This is a genomic window from Vibrio antiquarius (genome assembly GCF_000024825.1).
Classification (GTDB): Bacteria; Pseudomonadota; Gammaproteobacteria; order Enterobacterales; family Vibrionaceae; genus Vibrio; species Vibrio diabolicus.
The window spans coordinates 2,373,860-2,389,722 of sequence record NC_013456.1; the positions used below are offsets into that span (position 1 = coordinate 2,373,860).

Consider the following 15,863-nt stretch of genomic DNA (forward strand, 5'->3'; position numbering starts at 1 on the left):
TAGTTTTTGCTTAAACCCACTAACTATTAAGTTAATTGACAAAACATCGACACATTTTTGTTGGTCGTGGACCTTCCTTTTTATTATGATGTCGGACAAATCAGATTACGGTTCAAGTGGTTGCTTGAATCCATGGAAATAATGAACAAGGTTTATCGTTAGTTATGCGTAAAACACTATTAGCCGCTGCCTTACTAGTGGCATCAAGCCATGCCCTAGCCGCAAACGACCGCAATGCGCCAGCAACTATGAGCAACTTTAGCTACGACTATTTCGAAGCACGTATTGGCGCAAGTCCTGTGACATTTGGTGCTGGATTCAGCAAATCAATTCACCCTAACGCACATGTTATTGCTCGTATCGACTCTGAGTTTGAAAGTGATTTTGACTCAGCCGCTGGTTTTGGCTTTCATTCGCCACTAAACAACTGGGCTGACCTTACAGGTGAAATGCTAATGCGCGTTGTACAACCTTCAAGCGATAGCAGCACTGACGTAGGTATGGAACTGAACTTAGGTGTTCGTCAATGGTTAGGTCCTCAATTAGAAGTAGGCGGCAAAGTCGGCTACGTTTCTATTGATAACGATGACGACTGGACCGGTGCAGCATACGCTCGTTTCCACTCAACTGAGCTTTTCTCTCTAGGTGCTGAAGCGCGTATCAACGACTTTTATGGTGATCAGGTAATGTTCACCACGCGTTTTAAGTTTTAAGATTTGTGCTTTAAGAAAAGAGCAAATTAAAAAACAAAAACCGAGGCCCATGCCTCGGTTTTTTGTCTAATCTAATGACTAACTCAATGAAGTGGTCAAAAACTTCAATGTCCTTTTTCCGCTTTCAACACTTGCCTTTACGACCCGCTAACTCCATCAAAACGAGTCAATCATCGTGCGTTCAGCTTGCTTACTCACACAGCGCCAGTAACTGCTTTTTACGCGGCTCTTGAATCAGTTTCCAATGAACACCGTCAGTGGCACCAGCGAATTTCCAAAGCAACTTAACATCAACGTCATTGCCATAAGCCACTTTAACTTTGTTGAAGACTTTTACAGGTCCAAGTTCTAAAAAGGTTTCTACGTCATCAACACCTGCTTTCTTGACCATTCGCTCAAGAGTTAACTGCATATTTGGCAGATCTCTCAAACGTCTACTGGCAGAAGACTTTTGATATTTTCGTTCCTTAATTGAGTATTCAATTGATTTTTGTACCAGTTCATCGAGTCCTGCATATCCGGATTCAAACAAATCTGTTACATCATAATAATTTACGGTTGCCGTCGTCTGTTTTTTGACGTGCTTATATTTTTCGCAATTCAGCTGAGTAAACACTTCGTCCAATCCATTACCACCACGTAAGTAGCAGCAATCATTGCTGACAAGCGCAAACATAGCATCATCGGTGAATAAACCGATACCACCGAACATAGAACGTTTTTGATACTCACTAAAGTTGCGTACATATTTAAAAAAAGCTTGGTCTGTCATGTCCATTGACCTCTTTAATCTGAATAAATTACCCCGATTAGCGATGTCACCAGATAAACAGCAGCTTATAGCGAATTATAAATGTCGATTTGTTGGCGATATTTTTGTGAGTTGTGCTCACCAACTTGCTTAATCATACTTAACGTTGAAAAATAAGTTAGGACATAGGTCACATATAAAAAAGTATATATTCGGCATACGTGATTAGTTTCACACTTATTATTCATGTGGTGATATTTTTTTGACGCACGGCATGCCCAAAACACGCCATCATTATGATCTCGCTGGCAATTACGAGCACGTGATACGCATTTAATTGATAAAGAATACGCTGTAAGGGTACACTGTACGAAAGATCTCAAGTACAGCGTCACAATGGAACATTTATCATTTTTTTGGCTGCCAAATAATAAAGATAAGCTTATAAACGCACTGGAATCCGAGTTTGCTCAGCTGGTAGAACAGTCCATCTCAACGGGTAAGATTTCATTACCCCCTATTCCTGATGTCGTGCTTAAAATTCAGCAGTTATGTGTCGAAGAACACACCACTATTTCAGATGTTGCTAACTGTTTGTTAGAAGACCCCGGCTTGGCGGCGGTCGTTCTGCGAGTAGCAAACTCTGTAATTTTCAATCGCAGAAACATTACCTGCAATGACTTAACCACCGCGGTATCTCGCCTTGGTATACTGCGCGTGCGTGATATTGTTACCGCACAAGCGATTGAACAACTTAAACATTCAGTAAATTTAACCAAAGAATGTAATGCTATCTTGGTGAAAAGTGCAGCGGTATCCCGAGAACTCGGTGCCGTCATGGTGATATTAGTTCAAGCGTTTCGTAAACACGAGCCAGGTACTTATGGGCACTTGGAGCAAGAAAAAGCATTGCTGGTTGGTCTGCTAGCCGATATCGGTTTGTTTTGTCTAATTAACGAGTACCACCTGTACTTAGATAGAGGCAATTACCTAGATCCTGAAATTGCGTTGCAAATCTTCCAAACTCGTTGTTCAGCAACAAGCAAACTGGTGCTAGAGCGCTGGGGATTTGACAATGACTTTAGAGAGGTCTCCTCAAACGAGAAGTACGAGCAAACGCGACCGGAAGTAAGTTATTTAGACATTGCAAGAATCGCGCATCACTTATTGATGTTCCGCAATCATGATGAGCGCATTGATGAACACGAAGTTGAATTCAACTTAACAGGTGCAGAGGTCTTGTATGAACTCAGCAATATGAGTGATACTGACTTCAATGACCAAATACGTGCAGTGCTAAGTGCTAGCGGCTTGTAATTTATCGTTTTCTCACACCTAATTCGCGATAAACGATTCGCTCAAGGCTGAGCAGCGTTTGGTATTTGGTGAAATATCTCTCTAATTTCAACCGATAAATAATTTGATTTATGTGTGTTGGTATTATCTCAAAAAAGGAATCATAGAGCTTTATGTTCTCAGGGATGCTATTTATTTTCGCTCCACTTGTTGTGGGGTATCTAATTCCTATATCTCGAGCCTCGTTACTGGAGAAGATCAATCAATCAACGTCCTACCTTATTTACGTCATTTTGTCGTTGATGGGACTTAGCCTAGCAGCGCTCGATAACTTAAGTAGCAACTTACAGAGTATTCTCCTCTATGCGAGTACTTTCTTTTTATGTTTAAGTACCTGTAACCTGTTAGCGCTGCCTATTATCGATAGGATTATTCCTCTCCAGACCAATCAGAATCAAAAGAAGCTGCCACTATCCTCGATGGCTTTAGAATCAGTAAAGCTGATTGTTGTCGTTGGTGGCGGGCTAGTAGTTGGTCTGCTGTTACCCATCGATTTAAGTTGGGTGGATACAGCGAGCGAATGGATACTCTTCCTGCTCCTATTTTTTATTGGTATTCAGCTTCGCAATAGTGGTCTTACTCTCCGCCAAATTTTATTAAATAAACAGGGTATGGCCATTGCGGCAGTTGTGATCGCAACATGTATGCTTGGTGGCGTTATTGCAGCGATACTTTTGGACCTTCCTCTCTATCAAGCCCTCGCGATGGCTTCAGGCTTTGGCTGGTATTCACTCGCAGGAATTTTGATGGGAGACGCTTTTGGCCCCGTGTTTGGGGGAGCATCTTTCCTGATCGAATTGATGAGAGAGCTGGTCGCGCTGGTAGCCATTCCTCTCTTTATTCGCAGCTATCCGTGCACAGCAATTGGTTATGCAGGTGCAACAGCAATGGACTTTACCCTACCTGTTATTCAGACTACAGGTGGTGTGCGTTGTGTCCCAGTCGCCATCGTTAGTGGGTTTATTTTGAGTTTACTGGTACCAGTTATGATGCTTTTCTTTGTATCACTTGCTAGCTAGATCTCAGGTTTTCGCTTTAACATCCATTACAATACGGCAAAAATTCAAATACCTAGTTAACGTCAAAGTGATCAAGATTTTGGCAATAATCCGCTTTCTTTTTGTCAATTAGCCCAATGATTTATCACGACTAAAGAGAAAGAAGGGTGAAACATCAACTTATGTGCCTTGCGTTAATAAAGGGATAACAACCAGAAGGAAGAAGAATGAAACGCTTTGTCGTTGCAGCGCTCCTCGCTACAAGCTCAACTTTTACGTTTGCCGCAGATCAACAATGTCTTGCCAGCAAATACGACGGCTATGTTGATGCCTCACTACAGTGGTATCAAGATCTTGTTGATTTGACGGTTACACAGTATCCAGATCTAAAAGAAGTTAGCCAGTGGTTCTTGGACGGCCGTAAACATCACTTTGAATTAAACCGTGAAGCAGTTCACTATTTTCTAGAGAACGATCCTAGCCGTGTTGCAACAGAACAGCCAATCGAAGCATGGCTAAAATTGGAACAACACGACGTTAAGCAGCTAGCAAGCCGAAGTGATAAGTTAGGTGAAGTTGCAAAACAAACGTTTAGTGACCGTCAATCGACTAACCACCCCAAAAACTACGAGCTTCGTTCAGCATTCGCCGACCTGCTTAGCCATCCACAACAAATTGATACCGCGCTTAATAAGTACAATCAGTCAATAGAGAAGATTGAAAAGCAGAAGTGTGATTAATTAATCGTTGAGGATGCTCGAAAACGCCGAGTGTTTTTAACACATTAAAATCAACGATTTTTTAATGCGAAGATTGTAGCCCTCACCTAAAATTTTCATTTCAGCAACATGGGTTTCAACAATTAAAACGGGACTTTGCGCCCGTTTTAGTTTAGATTGTGCCGCTCGCATTACCACAATAACTACAAAGATTCTTTGCTATGGTTAAGGAACAAAAAACCGCTGACGTTAGCTTTGAGAGCTTGCTAAAGATCTTCACTGTCCCAGAAGGTCCTGACTCAACGTTAACCAAAATTGACGAGAGCCTCTCGCGAAATCTAAATCAATTTCTTCGTGAACACATCGTGGCAGAAGAAAAGCCTTTACGCGAAATCGAAAAAGACTTTTCTTCTGCTCAGATTCCTGAGCAGCCAGAGTTCGTGTCAGATCATACAGAACACTTACTCGACACTTTGGTGTCGCACTCCGTTCACACTTCTTCACCAAGCTTCATTGGTCATATGACATCGGCGCTGCCTTATTTCTTGATGCCACTGTCAAAGATCATGATCGCCTTAAACCAAAACCTGGTAAAGATAGAGACTTCTAAAGCCTTTACCCCGCTTGAACGTCAAGTTTTGGGCATGCTACATCGCTTGATCTATGGTCAGAGCGATACGTTTTACGATCAGTGGATGCATAGCGCAAACCACTCATTGGGCGCATTTTGCTCCGGCGGTACCATTGCCAATATCACTGCACTTTGGGTAGCACGTAACAAGGCGTTAAGAGCCAATGGTTCATTTAAAGGCGTTGAGAAAGAAGGCCTATTTAAAGCCATGAAGCATTATGGCTACGATGGCTTAGCGGTATTGGTGTCTGAGCGTGGTCACTACTCCCTTAAGAAAGCAGCCGATGTACTAGGTCTAGGTCAAGAAGGCTTGGTTGCGGTTAAAACGGATGCCAACAACCGTATTATTGTCGACGACCTTAAAGCGAAAATTGTTGAACTAGAGAAACAAAACATCAAGCCTATTGCTGTTATTGGTGTAGCTGGTACAACAGAGACAGGTAATGTCGACCCGCTACCTGAAATCGCAGAAGTCTGCCAAGCTCACGGTTGTCATTTCCATGTGGATGCCGCATGGGGTGGCGCAACACTTATGTCTAATCACCACCGTCACCTTCTTAACGGTGTGGAAATGGCAGACTCAGTAACCATTGATGCGCACAAGCAACTCTACATCCCGATGGGCGCTGGTATGGTTCTGTTCAAAGACCCTGACGCAATGAAATCCATAGAGCATCACGCTCAATATATCTTGCGTAAAGGCTCAAAAGACCTAGGCAGCCATACATTAGAAGGCTCTCGTTCGGGCATGGCAATGTTAGTCTATGCCGCAATGCACATCATCAGCCGCCCTGGCTATGAGCTGCTGATAGACCAAAGCATTGAAAAAGCTCGCTACTTTGCGGATTTAATCAAGCAACAAGATGATTTCGAATTGGTTTCTGAACCAGAGCTTTGTCTGCTCACATACCGCTACTTGCCGCCATTCATCCGTGAGGCATTAGCAAAAGCGGAAGGTTCACAAAAAGAACAACTGAATGAACTGATTAATGAATTAACACAGTTTATTCAAAAGCGTCAGCGTGAAACGGGCAAATCGTTTGTTTCACGTACAAGACTGAACCCAGACCAATGGCAGCGCATGAACACGATTGTGTTCCGAGTGGTTTTGGCGAATCCGCTGACGACCAAAGAAATTTTGAGTTCGGTGCTTGATGAACAGCGTGAAATCGCCAAGCAAGCACCAAATTTGATGGAAAGAATTCAGCAGGTGGTCACTGATATCCAATCGTCTTAATGGCCCGAAAGAGTTACATCAATTTGAAATTTTTTTTCGTTTTGATGTAACTCAAACATCATTCTCGTGCGACTGGCGCAACAAAATATCGATTACACATCCAATTCTGTAGTTTTTACAACATTTTGTTTGAGGCCTGTCAAATTCTCACTAAATAGTATCCGTTATTGGTTTAGACTGGTTGAAGATCAGGTTTATACTGATTCTATGGCGCTGGTTGTTTTCGTTAACGCCCCACTCTACTCTGGAATCTTCGTGTTTCCTTTCGTTAACAGAGCCAGCGAGTTGTTCTCTATACCCTCGTGAACACTATGAATACATTAGAAAAAATTCAAAAAAACCTGGAGAATTTCAGTAAGTCAGAGCGCAAAGTTGCGGAAGTAATTATGGCGTCTCCACAAACTGCAATTCATTCAAGCATTGCAACGTTGGCTAAAATGGCTGACGTTAGTGAGCCCACTGTAAACCGCTTCTGTCGTCGTCTGGACACCAAGGGCTTTCCAGATTTTAAGCTTCACTTGGCACAGAGCCTAGCCAACGGTACCCCTTACGTTAACCGTAACGTGGAAGAAGACGATGGCCCAGACGCGTACACCCATAAGATTTTCGAATCGACCATGGCGTGTTTAGATGTCGCGAAAAACAGCCTAGATCCAATGCAAGTGAACCGTGCGGTCGATTTGCTAACGCAAGCGAAGCGCATTTCATTCTTTGGCCTTGGTGCATCATCTTCTGTAGCCCGAGACGCACAAAACAAGTTTATTCGCTTTAACATTCCAATTACTTGTTTTGAAGACATTGTCATGCAGCGCATGAGTTGTATTAACTGCAGTGATAATGATGTTGTGGTTCTTATTTCTCACACAGGTCGAACGAAGAGTCAGGTCGAAATAGCAAACCTTGCTCGTGAAAACGGCGCGACGGTCATTGCGATTACAGCAAAGGACTCACCGCTAGAAAAGGCAAGTTCACTCGCTATTACGCTTGATATTCCTGAAGATACCGACGTTTATATGCCAATGGCGAGTCGAGTTGTACAGATGACGGTGATTGATGTACTGGCAACTGGCTTCACACTCCGCCGTGGTACAGGTTTCCGTGAGAACCTAAAACGCGTAAAAGATGCGTTGAAAGACAGTCGCTATGACAAGCTAAGTCAGTACTAAGTCCTGCTGTTTAGTGAAAGATTTAATAAAGGGGAGCTCAACGCTCCCCTTTTTTCAATGCGCTTTAGATCAATACATCAACCCAAGTCGTTCACACTCGATAAGTCCGTTCTTGATTCAAGCACTTCTACAGAGCTCACGTGTTGTGTGCTCTCTGCCACACACTCTCCACTGCAATCACAGACTTGCTGCAATATGTATATCAAACGTTCCTGATTAAGGGGTAGCGGGTTGCCTTTGATCGCCATCGACTTAAGAGCATCGTTCGCCACTTGTTCAAAAGAAGTTTGGCATACTCCGAATTGGCCAAGTAACGGCAACGCTAACTTATCTAACACCATATTTACCCAAAGAACCCCATCGTGCTCATTCGCGTTCGCACGATCGGTAACCAGTTGGGCAAGTTTACGATAACGATTTATCACATCATTCCTGCCAGCGAGCTTCGCGGCGTTAATATTTTCCTGCATCACGTGCGGTGCAAGACGCGCCGTGATCACGCTGTGGGGAGCATCTAGCTTACCTCCTAACGCCGACGCAAGCCCATGCGCAGCACCTAATTTGGCATTAGTAATGGCCATGCCACCAAGCAACGCAGCGAATGATAAATCCGAGCGAGCCTTATGATTATCTTGCTTACAAGCAGCAATCACTGAACGGCTTAAACGACGAAGTCCCTCTTCGCACACCATATCTGTAAGAGGGTTTGGCTCACCACACACATACGCTTCCATCAAATGAGTGAACGCATCCATCGCGCCACGCCCGGATGTGTATTGATCGGTTCCATAAGTGAGCGTCGGATCCACAATGGCAACGTCTGCCAGCATATCTGGGCTTCGAAGACTCACTTTCACTTTATCTTGTCCAGACTTCAACACCGCATTTCGAGTCACCTCTGAACCCGTGCTTGCTGTCGTAGGAATTGCAATAAAATGAAGAGGTTTTGCCTTCAATGGTACGTTTCTTCCTACCACTTCGACGTAATCGTAAACATTGCCTTGATTAGGAATAATAGCGGCTAGAGCTTTACCCATATCGATGACACTGCCACCGCCAATAGCAATCACCATATCAGGCTGGAATTTTCTACCGAGTACCGCGGTCTCTTCTACCATTGTGATATAAGGTTCGCCATTGATTGCTACGTGTTGGTAACGCATATTTTGAGCTTTAAGGTAGTTAATGATGGGCGTGGCTCGTTGGGTTTCCTTCCCGGTTACCAGCAAAACACTGTAACCAAATTGGTTGATAACGGATAATGAAGACTGAAGTGCACCTTCACCAAATATAATCCTTGTTGCAGTCATAAACTGAAACATACACATCCTCCCAAAATAATATACCCAAATAACCTCTTGCCCTCTGATTTAACACTTATGTAAGAGTTGAAGTCATTTGCGTATAGCCAGATTAGATTGCTATGTTTTTGAATAAAAAAAATTGACCAATTCCACCTTGCCATCATTAACCCCTTAAAATGTATGTTTTTTATGCGTCACTTCACATACTTTAGAGCCATAGAATAAGGGAGCGCGTTTAGTTTTTATTCGATAGATTTCACCTATAGAACCAAGAGGTAATTGCTGCTTTATTTCCGTATCTGGATCGGGCATAGTTACTGCAACAAAAGAGAGCGCACTCAGCCGCTATGTTTTGTACGCTTTCAAAAAAGAATAGATTTAGGAGAAATAAGATTATGTTCGTTGTTATCTTTGGTCGCCCTGCATGTCCTTTCTGTGTTCGTGCAAAAGAACACGCAGAAACGCTAAAAGCGAAGCGTGACGACTTCAACTACCGTTACGTTGATATCCATGCTGAAGGTATTTCTAAAGCAGATCTTGAGAAAACAGTTGGTAAACCAGTTGAAACTGTTCCTCAAATCTTTATCGACCAAGAGCACATCGGTGGCTGCGACGAGTTCGAAGCATACGCGAAAGAGCACCTAGGTCTATTTGACGAATAATAAAGACAGTTTTTAAGAAAGCCGCTTCATGCGGCTTTTTTATTATTTTTCAGTTGGTTATTACCTTACGTCAACTAATGGTAAAACCTAAAAAAATTCACTTATCTTTTTGCTATATTTAGTTACAATTCGCAATTCTTAATCTTTTTGGCACACACTTTACCGAGCCACACAGTGAACATAGACGTCGTATACCTTCTTGAGCAAAACCCTATCCTTCTAATCTTCGTCGTATTAGCCATTGGCCTTGCCATCGGAAAAATCCGATTTGGCAAATTACAACTAGGCAACTCCATAGGCGTTCTAATTACCTCGTTGGTAATGGGTCACCTTGGCTTCTCATTCAATGCAGAAGCATTAACCATTGGCTTTATGCTGTTTATCTATTGCGTTGGCATTGAAGCTGGACCAAACTTTTTTGGCATATTCTTCAGAGATGGTAAGCATTACTTTATTTTAAGTATGACCGTTCTCGTGTCCGCAGTCAGCTTAACGTATGGCTTGAGCCACTATTTCGGCCTCGACTTTGGCTTGTCAGCCGGTATGATGGCTGGCGCGTTGACAGCAACACCAGTACTGGTTGGTGCACAAGACGCTCTAAACTCCGGCCTTGCTACTATACCGCGCAATATGGATTTTTCTTTGGTATTAGAAAATCTATCTGTAGGTTACGCGATGGCTTATCTGGTGGGCTTAATTAGCATGATCATGTTCGCGAAGCTGTTGCCAAAACTGCAGAAGCAGAACCTGTCTGATTCTGCGCAGCAAATTGCTCAAGAACGTGGCCTTGGAAATTCAAGCCAAAGAAAAGTGTACTTACCGATTATTCGTGCTTACCGAGTCGGCCCAGAATTGATTGACTGGACTGACGGCAAGAACTTGCGTGAACTGGGTATTTATCGTCAAACTGGCTGTTACATTGAACGAATCCGCCGCAATGGTATTCTCGCCCATCCAGATGGTGATGCCATTTTGCAAGAGGGTGATGAAATTGCACTGGTTGGCTTCCCTGATAGCCATGCTCGCTTGGATCCTAGCTTCCGCAACGGAAAAGAAGTATTTGATCGTAACTTGCTTGATTTGCGCATCGTTGAAGAAGAAATTGTCGTAAAAAGTGACGCTATCGCAGGCAAGCGTTTATCTGATTTAAACTTATCTGAGTTTGGCTGTTTCTTAAACCGCGTGGTACGTGCGCAAATAGAAATGCCGATGGACTTAGACATTGTGCTCGCTAAAGGTGACGTCCTTCAGGTGAGCGGCGAGAAAAGCCGAGTACATGGACTCGCGGAAAAAATCGGTTTCATCTCGATCCACAGTCAAATGGCCGATTTACTCGCTTTTTGCAGCTTCTTTATTTTGGGTATTCTGTTTGGCCTCATCACGATGACATTCGGCCAGGTTTCGTTCAGCTTGGGTAACGCGGTAGGTCTTTTGTTATCTGGTATTACACTTGGTTTCTTACGAGCAAATCACCCTACTTTCGGCTATGTCCCGCAGGGGGCGCTGAATATGGTCAAAGATTTGGGTTTGATGTTCTTTATGGTGGGAATAGGTCTAAGTGCAGGCGGAAAGATGTTCGAGCACTTGACTCAAGTTGGTCCAAAAGTGATTGGTTTAGCATTCATTGTTAGTGTTGTGCCTGTGGTATTGGCCTATTTAGTGGGCGCACACATACTCAAGATGAACCGTGCCCTGCTCTTCGGTGCCATTATTGGTGCCCGAACTTGTGCCCCAGCTATGGATGTCGTCAACGACTACGCTAAATCCACCATCCCAGCTCTTGGCTATGCGGGTACCTATGCGATTGCCAATATTCTGATGACGTTGGCAGGTACAATCCTGATAATATTAAGTTAATAACTTTGACTGATGAAAGCAAAAAAGGCGCTCAATGAGCGCCTTTTGTATATCGGTTGTCTAATCAGTCATTCGATTAGATTTGGATAAAATCAGCTTCAACCGCTGGATTTACATCCGCTTCGTAATCTACGCCTTCAACACCGAAACCAAATAGTTTCAAGAACTCTTCTTTGTACTCTACGTAGTCAGTCAGTTCTTTTAGGTTCTCAGTCGTAATTTGAGGCCATAGCTCACGACAGTGCTGCTGAATGTCGTCACGAAGTTCCCAGTCATCCAGACGTAGACGATTCATCTCATCCACTTCTGCTGCGCTACCATCTTCTTTGTACAGACGTTGGCTGAACATACGGTAGATTTGTTCCATACAGCCTTCGTGTACGCCTTCTTCGCGCATTTTCTTGAATACCATTGCAATGTACAGTGGCATAACAGGAATTGCGGAACTTGCCTGAGTTACAACAGATTTAAGTACAGCAACATTTGCACTGCCGCCTGTCGCTGCTAACTTGTCGTTTAGCGCTTTCGCTGCACGATCTAGGTCCATTTTCGCTTTACCTAGTGCGCCATCCCAGTAGATTGGCCAAGTTAGCTCAGTACCAATGTAGCTGTACGCGACTGTCTTACAGCCTTCAGCAAGAACACCAGCATCAGACAGTGCATTGATCCAAAGCTCCCAGTCTTCACCGCCCATAACGGTTACTGTGTCTTTGATTTCTTCTTCTGTTGCAGGCTCGACACTTGCTTCGATGATCACATCTTTGTTGGTATCAACAGCAGTTGATGTGTAAGTTTCACCGATAGGCTTAAGCGCTGAACGAACTAGCTCGCCAGTTTCTGGCATTTTACGTACTGGGGAAGCCAGTGAGTAAACCACCATATCGATCTGACCTAAATCTTCTTTGATCAGTTCGATAGTTTTCTGTTTCGCTTCATTTGAGAAAGCGTCGCCGTTTAGGCTTTTTGCGTACAGGCCTTCTTCACGCGCTAGCTTTTCAAAAGCAGCTGCATTGTAGAAGCCTGCCGTACCTGGTTTCTTCTCAGTGCCTTCTTTTTCGAAGAAAACACCGATAGTTGATGCACCGCCACCAAATGCCGCAGCGATACGAGAAGATAGACCGTAGCCACTTGATGCACCGACAACAAGAACGCGCTTAGGTGCGTTTTTGATTGGGCCTTGCGCTTTAGTGTACGCAATTTGTTCTTTTACGTTAGCTTCACAACCAACAGGGTGCGTTGTAGTACAGATAAATCCACGAATTCTAGGTTTGATGATCATATTCAACTTCCTTTAAAAAACCATGTTAGGATAAAAGTTTCGTCGGGATTTCGCATCTAATTTCTGTAAAAATGCTCTGAAAAGGCAAGTGGTTGGAGCACTATCCCAACATCCACTCTGCAAGAACACAAAAAAGCACCTCATTGAGGTGCTTTTCTTAGTATTAACGGTTTACTATGCCGCCGGGTTCAAATGCGACTTTTTTGGGCAATCGGTTCGTACTTCAGAAAAGTCATGACTAAAGTGGTCAACTTGAATCGCCTTGTAACGCAATTTGTCTGCCGCCATTATTTGGTCAATTTCTTGCTCAGTTAACACGCCAGCTTCAAATGCTTGCTGCAAACGGTCGTGTAAAAGACCTTTACGAGCCACTTTCCCATCCTTCGCCGCCTTCATAAGCTTACGCTCTAATGGTTTGATTTCGTACATTGCGAGGAAGGCATTCTCCATTAAGCCTACGCTGTCGTCGTCGGATTTTCCGATGTAGCAAAGATGCGTGAGTCGATCACGTTGTGCTCCTGGCGTCATCATCGCTTCCGCCAGATTCACACACAGTTCATCGCTTGGCTTATTAAAATGATTACCAAGTGGGAACAATAACCCTTTCAGCACACCGCCAACGTATTTCACAGGGAAGTTGGTATAAGCCTCATTTAATGACTTAGATGCGTTATACAAACAATGTTGCACGGCGTAGTGGACAAAATCTAGATCGCCTTGTTGACGTCCTTCATCTTCATACTTTTTCAGTGCGGCAGACGCCATATATAGATAACTTAAGCCATCACCCAGACGTGCGGAAATCATTTCTTTACGCTTCAAATCACCGCCTAGTGTTAACATCGCGAAGTCAGCACTAACGGCAAGCGCTCGGCTTAATCTTGTGATTTCTTTATAGTACTGCTGTGTTGGGCCACTCATGTGCGCTTTTACAAACCGAGAACCAGTTAGCGCCGCGCCAAATGCACCAAATGTATTGCCTACCGCATGTTTGATGTGTTTAAAGAGCAAGTTGTCAAATTCTTTCGCCCCTTGTTCAGAATCTGGATTCGCCGCGGCTTCCATTTCTTTCAGTACATATGGGTGACAACGAGTCGCACCTTGACCAAATATCATCAGGTTACGAGTCAGAATATTCGCGCCTTCAACAGTGATCGCAACTGGGATACCGAGATAGTGTTTAGCAAGATAGTTCATTGGGCCATCTTGAATCGCACGACCTGCATGAATATCAAACGAATCATTTAGAATAGTACGCGCAATTTCCGTCATGTGGTACTTGGCAATCGCGGTTACAATCCCAGGTTTTTCTTTCATATCGAGAGAAGTCGTCGTCAGCGTACGTGTTGCTTCTAGTAGATAAGTAAGGCCACCAATACGCCCCATAGCTTCTGCGACACCCTCAAACTTACCGATCGACATACCAAACTGTTTACGTACGTAAGCATAAGCACCGGTTGTACGTGTAGTAAGGTGGCCAATCGCTGTGCCAAGCGCTGGGAGAGAGATACCACGACCAGCAGAAAGACACTCAACCAGCATACGCCAACCTTTACCTGCGTAATCAGCGCCACCGATCAACCAGTCCATAGGGATGAAGACATCTTCACCACGAGTCGGACCATTCATGAATGCAGAACCCAGAGGATCATGGCGCTCGCCTATCTCGACACCTTCATGGTCAGCGGGGATCAGCGCACATGTGATTCCAACCTCTTTCTTATCACCAAGTAGCCCTTCTGGATCCTGTAGCTTAAATGCTAATCCGAGCACTGTCGCCACTGGCGCAAGTGTGATGTAGCGTTTATTCCAGCTAACTCGCACGCCAAGCACTTCTTTGCCTTCGTGAGTGCCATAACAAACTACGCCTTGATCTGGTATACCACCGGCGTCAGATCCCGCTTCGGGCCCTGTTAATGCAAAACAAGGAATGTCGGTACCATCAGCAAGACGAGGCAACCAGTAATCTTTTTGCTCTTGCGTGCCATAGTGCGATAAAAGCTCACCTGGACCAAGAGAGTTCGGTACCATTACCGATACCGCGGTACTGATACTTCGAGTCGCAATACGAGAAACAATGGTTGAGTTCGCTAAAGCGGAAAATTCACGACCACCATACGCTTTTGAAATGATCAGTGAGAAAAATCGCTCTTTACGTAAGTACTCCCATACTTCAGGCGGTAAATCCCTGTCTTCTTTGACAATCTTCTGGTCATCAAGCATTTCTAGAAGGGTTTCAAGCTCATTATCCATAAATGACTGCTCTTCTGCTGTCAGTGTCGGCGTTGGATAATGGTGCAATGTAGTGAAGTTAGGCTTGCCTGAAAATAGTTCGGCATCCCACCACACACTACCCGCTTCCATCGCCTCTTTCTCGGTGCTAGAGAGAGGTGGCAATACTTTTTTGAACACTTTAAAAGCTGGGTCACTAATCCATTTTCTTCGTAGAGAGCTCATAGTTCAGATCCTTTTGTTCACGTAACCGCTCTGGGCATAATTTTATTATTGGTTTAACTTTCTTATTTGTCTTGTGCCAACTGCTTCGCTGACATTCCTGCTGACAAATAAGGAATCAGCAAATCGACGACAGATTTCACATCGACTTCCTTTTCAAATTTACTTTCAGCAAGCTCCGAAAGAGCCTGGCTTGAAGCCATCGTAAATACGCAGGTACCTAGCGTGAAGTGCAGTCGCCAAAACAGCTGCTCCTCACATAGTTCCGGGTTTGCCTTCATTATCGAGAAAGTGAAAAGGTTCAGTACCTCTTCGTATCTGGTGGTAATGAACCAGCGTAGATGACCTTGAACGTCTGTATAACCGCGGCCAATTAACAACATAAACAGCGCAGTACCATTTGGGCGTACATCATTTAATGTACGCAAAGGTAAACGCAATGACTCAAAGACGTCGTCCATGTCGTAGCTATCACGCGTATTTAACTCAATTAGTGAGGTTTTAATGCTCGGCATGAGCGCTTCTAGGTATCTATCTAAAACCGCTCTAACTAGCGTTTTTTTATCGCCAAAGTGATAATTTACCGATGCTAAGTTGACGTTCGCTTTACCTGTTATCGTTCTTAGCGAAGTATCATTAAAACCATGTTCAGCAAAGAGTCCTTCTGCGACATCGAGTATTTTTTCTTTTGTTGATGTTCTCGGGGCCATTTTAATCACTCGTATTAAACAACTGT

13 protein-coding genes are annotated in these 15,863 nt (G+C 43.9%); 8 read left to right on the forward strand and 5 right to left on the reverse strand.

The features are described 5' to 3' along the window. Positions 1 to 164 precede the first annotated feature (164 nt). The gene (locus VEA_RS11045) at positions 165 to 713 is read left to right on the forward strand and encodes a hypothetical protein (protein ID WP_005393208.1); all 549 of its coding nucleotides are present in this window, start codon (positions 165 to 167) and stop codon (positions 711 to 713) included. Between the two features lie 190 nt (positions 714 to 903). On the opposite strand, the gene VEA_RS11050 is transcribed toward VEA_RS11045, so the two are convergent. Further along, a complete protein-coding gene (locus VEA_RS11050) occupies positions 904 to 1,491 on the reverse strand; it encodes a TfoX/Sxy family DNA transformation protein (protein ID WP_005393210.1) in 588 nt (195 codons plus the stop codon). 369 nt (positions 1,492 to 1,860) lie between these two features. On the opposite strand from VEA_RS11050, the gene VEA_RS11055 reads away from it, so the two are divergent. From VEA_RS11055 to VEA_RS11075, 5 genes are all read left to right on the forward strand, one after another. Beyond that, positions 1,861 to 2,781: an HDOD domain-containing protein gene (locus tag VEA_RS11055; RefSeq protein ID WP_005393212.1), complete on the forward strand. Its 921-nt coding sequence runs from the start codon at positions 1,861 to 1,863 to the stop codon at positions 2,779 to 2,781. 152 nt (positions 2,782 to 2,933) lie between these two features. Further along, the gene (locus VEA_RS11060) at positions 2,934 to 3,839 is read left to right on the forward strand and encodes a LysO family transporter (RefSeq protein WP_006742620.1); all 906 of its coding nucleotides are present in this window, start codon (positions 2,934 to 2,936) and stop codon (positions 3,837 to 3,839) included. Between the two features lie 206 nt (positions 3,840 to 4,045). Beyond that, positions 4,046 to 4,558 carry a hypothetical protein gene (locus tag VEA_RS11065; protein ID WP_012841922.1) on the forward strand — a complete coding sequence of 171 codons (513 nt, stop codon included), beginning with the start codon at positions 4,046 to 4,048 and terminating at the stop codon, positions 4,556 to 4,558. 200 nt (positions 4,559 to 4,758) lie between these two features. After that, positions 4,759 to 6,405, forward strand: a complete 1,647-nt coding sequence (gene panP, locus VEA_RS11070) for a pyridoxal-dependent aspartate 1-decarboxylase PanP (protein WP_006742621.1) — start codon at positions 4,759 to 4,761, stop codon at positions 6,403 to 6,405. 311 nt (positions 6,406 to 6,716) lie between these two features. After that, positions 6,717 to 7,571: a MurR/RpiR family transcriptional regulator gene (locus VEA_RS11075; RefSeq protein ID WP_005378021.1), complete on the forward strand. Its 855-nt coding sequence runs from the start codon at positions 6,717 to 6,719 to the stop codon at positions 7,569 to 7,571. Between the two features lie 77 nt (positions 7,572 to 7,648). Here VEA_RS11075 and VEA_RS11080 read toward each other — a convergent pair whose 3' ends face one another. Next, a complete protein-coding gene (locus VEA_RS11080; protein ID WP_012841923.1) occupies positions 7,649 to 8,893 on the reverse strand; it encodes an iron-containing alcohol dehydrogenase in 1,245 nt (414 codons plus the stop codon). A 377-nt stretch (positions 8,894 to 9,270) separates the two neighbouring features. Here VEA_RS11080 and VEA_RS11085 point away from each other — a divergent pair, with 377 nt between their 5' ends. Continuing rightward, complete coding sequence (locus VEA_RS11085) at positions 9,271 to 9,537, forward strand: GrxA family glutaredoxin (RefSeq protein WP_005378026.1); 267 nt, start codon at positions 9,271 to 9,273, stop codon at positions 9,535 to 9,537. A gap of 174 nt (positions 9,538 to 9,711) precedes the next feature. Then, positions 9,712 to 11,394: an aspartate:alanine antiporter gene (locus VEA_RS11090; RefSeq protein ID WP_006742623.1), complete on the forward strand. Its 1,683-nt coding sequence runs from the start codon at positions 9,712 to 9,714 to the stop codon at positions 11,392 to 11,394. A gap of 76 nt (positions 11,395 to 11,470) precedes the next feature. Here the strand turns inward: VEA_RS11090 and fabV are convergent, their stop codons facing one another. The 3 genes from fabV to psrA all read right to left on the reverse strand — a co-directional run bounded on the left by fabV (position 11,471) and on the right by psrA (position 15,837). Beyond that, entirely contained in the window at positions 11,471 to 12,673 is a 1,203-nt protein-coding gene (gene fabV, locus VEA_RS11095) for an enoyl-ACP reductase FabV (RefSeq protein ID WP_006742624.1), read from the reverse strand. A gap of 174 nt (positions 12,674 to 12,847) precedes the next feature. Beyond that, the gene (locus VEA_RS11100; RefSeq protein WP_006742625.1) at positions 12,848 to 15,130 is read right to left on the reverse strand and encodes an acyl-CoA dehydrogenase; all 2,283 of its coding nucleotides are present in this window, start codon (positions 15,128 to 15,130) and stop codon (positions 12,848 to 12,850) included. Positions 15,131 to 15,192: 62 nt separating this feature from the next. Beyond that, the gene (gene psrA, locus VEA_RS11105; RefSeq protein WP_005393225.1) at positions 15,193 to 15,837 is read right to left on the reverse strand and encodes a TetR family transcriptional repressor PsrA; all 645 of its coding nucleotides are present in this window, start codon (positions 15,835 to 15,837) and stop codon (positions 15,193 to 15,195) included. Positions 15,838 to 15,863: the final 26 nt, after the last annotated feature.

Bases quoted from the DNA above. Each gene is read 5' to 3' on its own strand.
- VEA_RS11045 (WP_005393208.1), top strand. From the start codon at position 165: ATGCGTAAAACACTATTAGCCGCTGCCTTACTAGTGGCATCAAGCCAT.
- VEA_RS11050 (WP_005393210.1), bottom strand. From the start codon at position 1,491: ATGGACATGACAGACCAAGCTTTTTTTAAATATGTACGCAACTTTAGT.
- VEA_RS11055 (WP_005393212.1), top strand. From the start codon at position 1,861: ATGGAACATTTATCATTTTTTTGGCTGCCAAATAATAAAGATAAGCTT.
- VEA_RS11060 (WP_006742620.1), top strand. From the start codon at position 2,934: ATGTTCTCAGGGATGCTATTTATTTTCGCTCCACTTGTTGTGGGGTAT.
- VEA_RS11065 (WP_012841922.1), top strand. From the start codon at position 4,046: ATGAAACGCTTTGTCGTTGCAGCGCTCCTCGCTACAAGCTCAACTTTT.
- panP (WP_006742621.1), top strand. From the start codon at position 4,759: ATGGTTAAGGAACAAAAAACCGCTGACGTTAGCTTTGAGAGCTTGCTA.
- VEA_RS11075 (WP_005378021.1), top strand. From the start codon at position 6,717: ATGAATACATTAGAAAAAATTCAAAAAAACCTGGAGAATTTCAGTAAG.
- VEA_RS11080 (WP_012841923.1), bottom strand. From the start codon at position 8,893: ATGTTTCAGTTTATGACTGCAACAAGGATTATATTTGGTGAAGGTGCA.
- VEA_RS11085 (WP_005378026.1), top strand. From the start codon at position 9,271: ATGTTCGTTGTTATCTTTGGTCGCCCTGCATGTCCTTTCTGTGTTCGT.
- fabV (WP_006742624.1), bottom strand. From the start codon at position 12,673: ATGATCATCAAACCTAGAATTCGTGGATTTATCTGTACTACAACGCAC.
- VEA_RS11100 (WP_006742625.1), bottom strand. From the start codon at position 15,130: ATGAGCTCTCTACGAAGAAAATGGATTAGTGACCCAGCTTTTAAAGTG.
- psrA (WP_005393225.1), bottom strand. From the start codon at position 15,837: ATGGCCCCGAGAACATCAACAAAAGAAAAAATACTCGATGTCGCAGAA.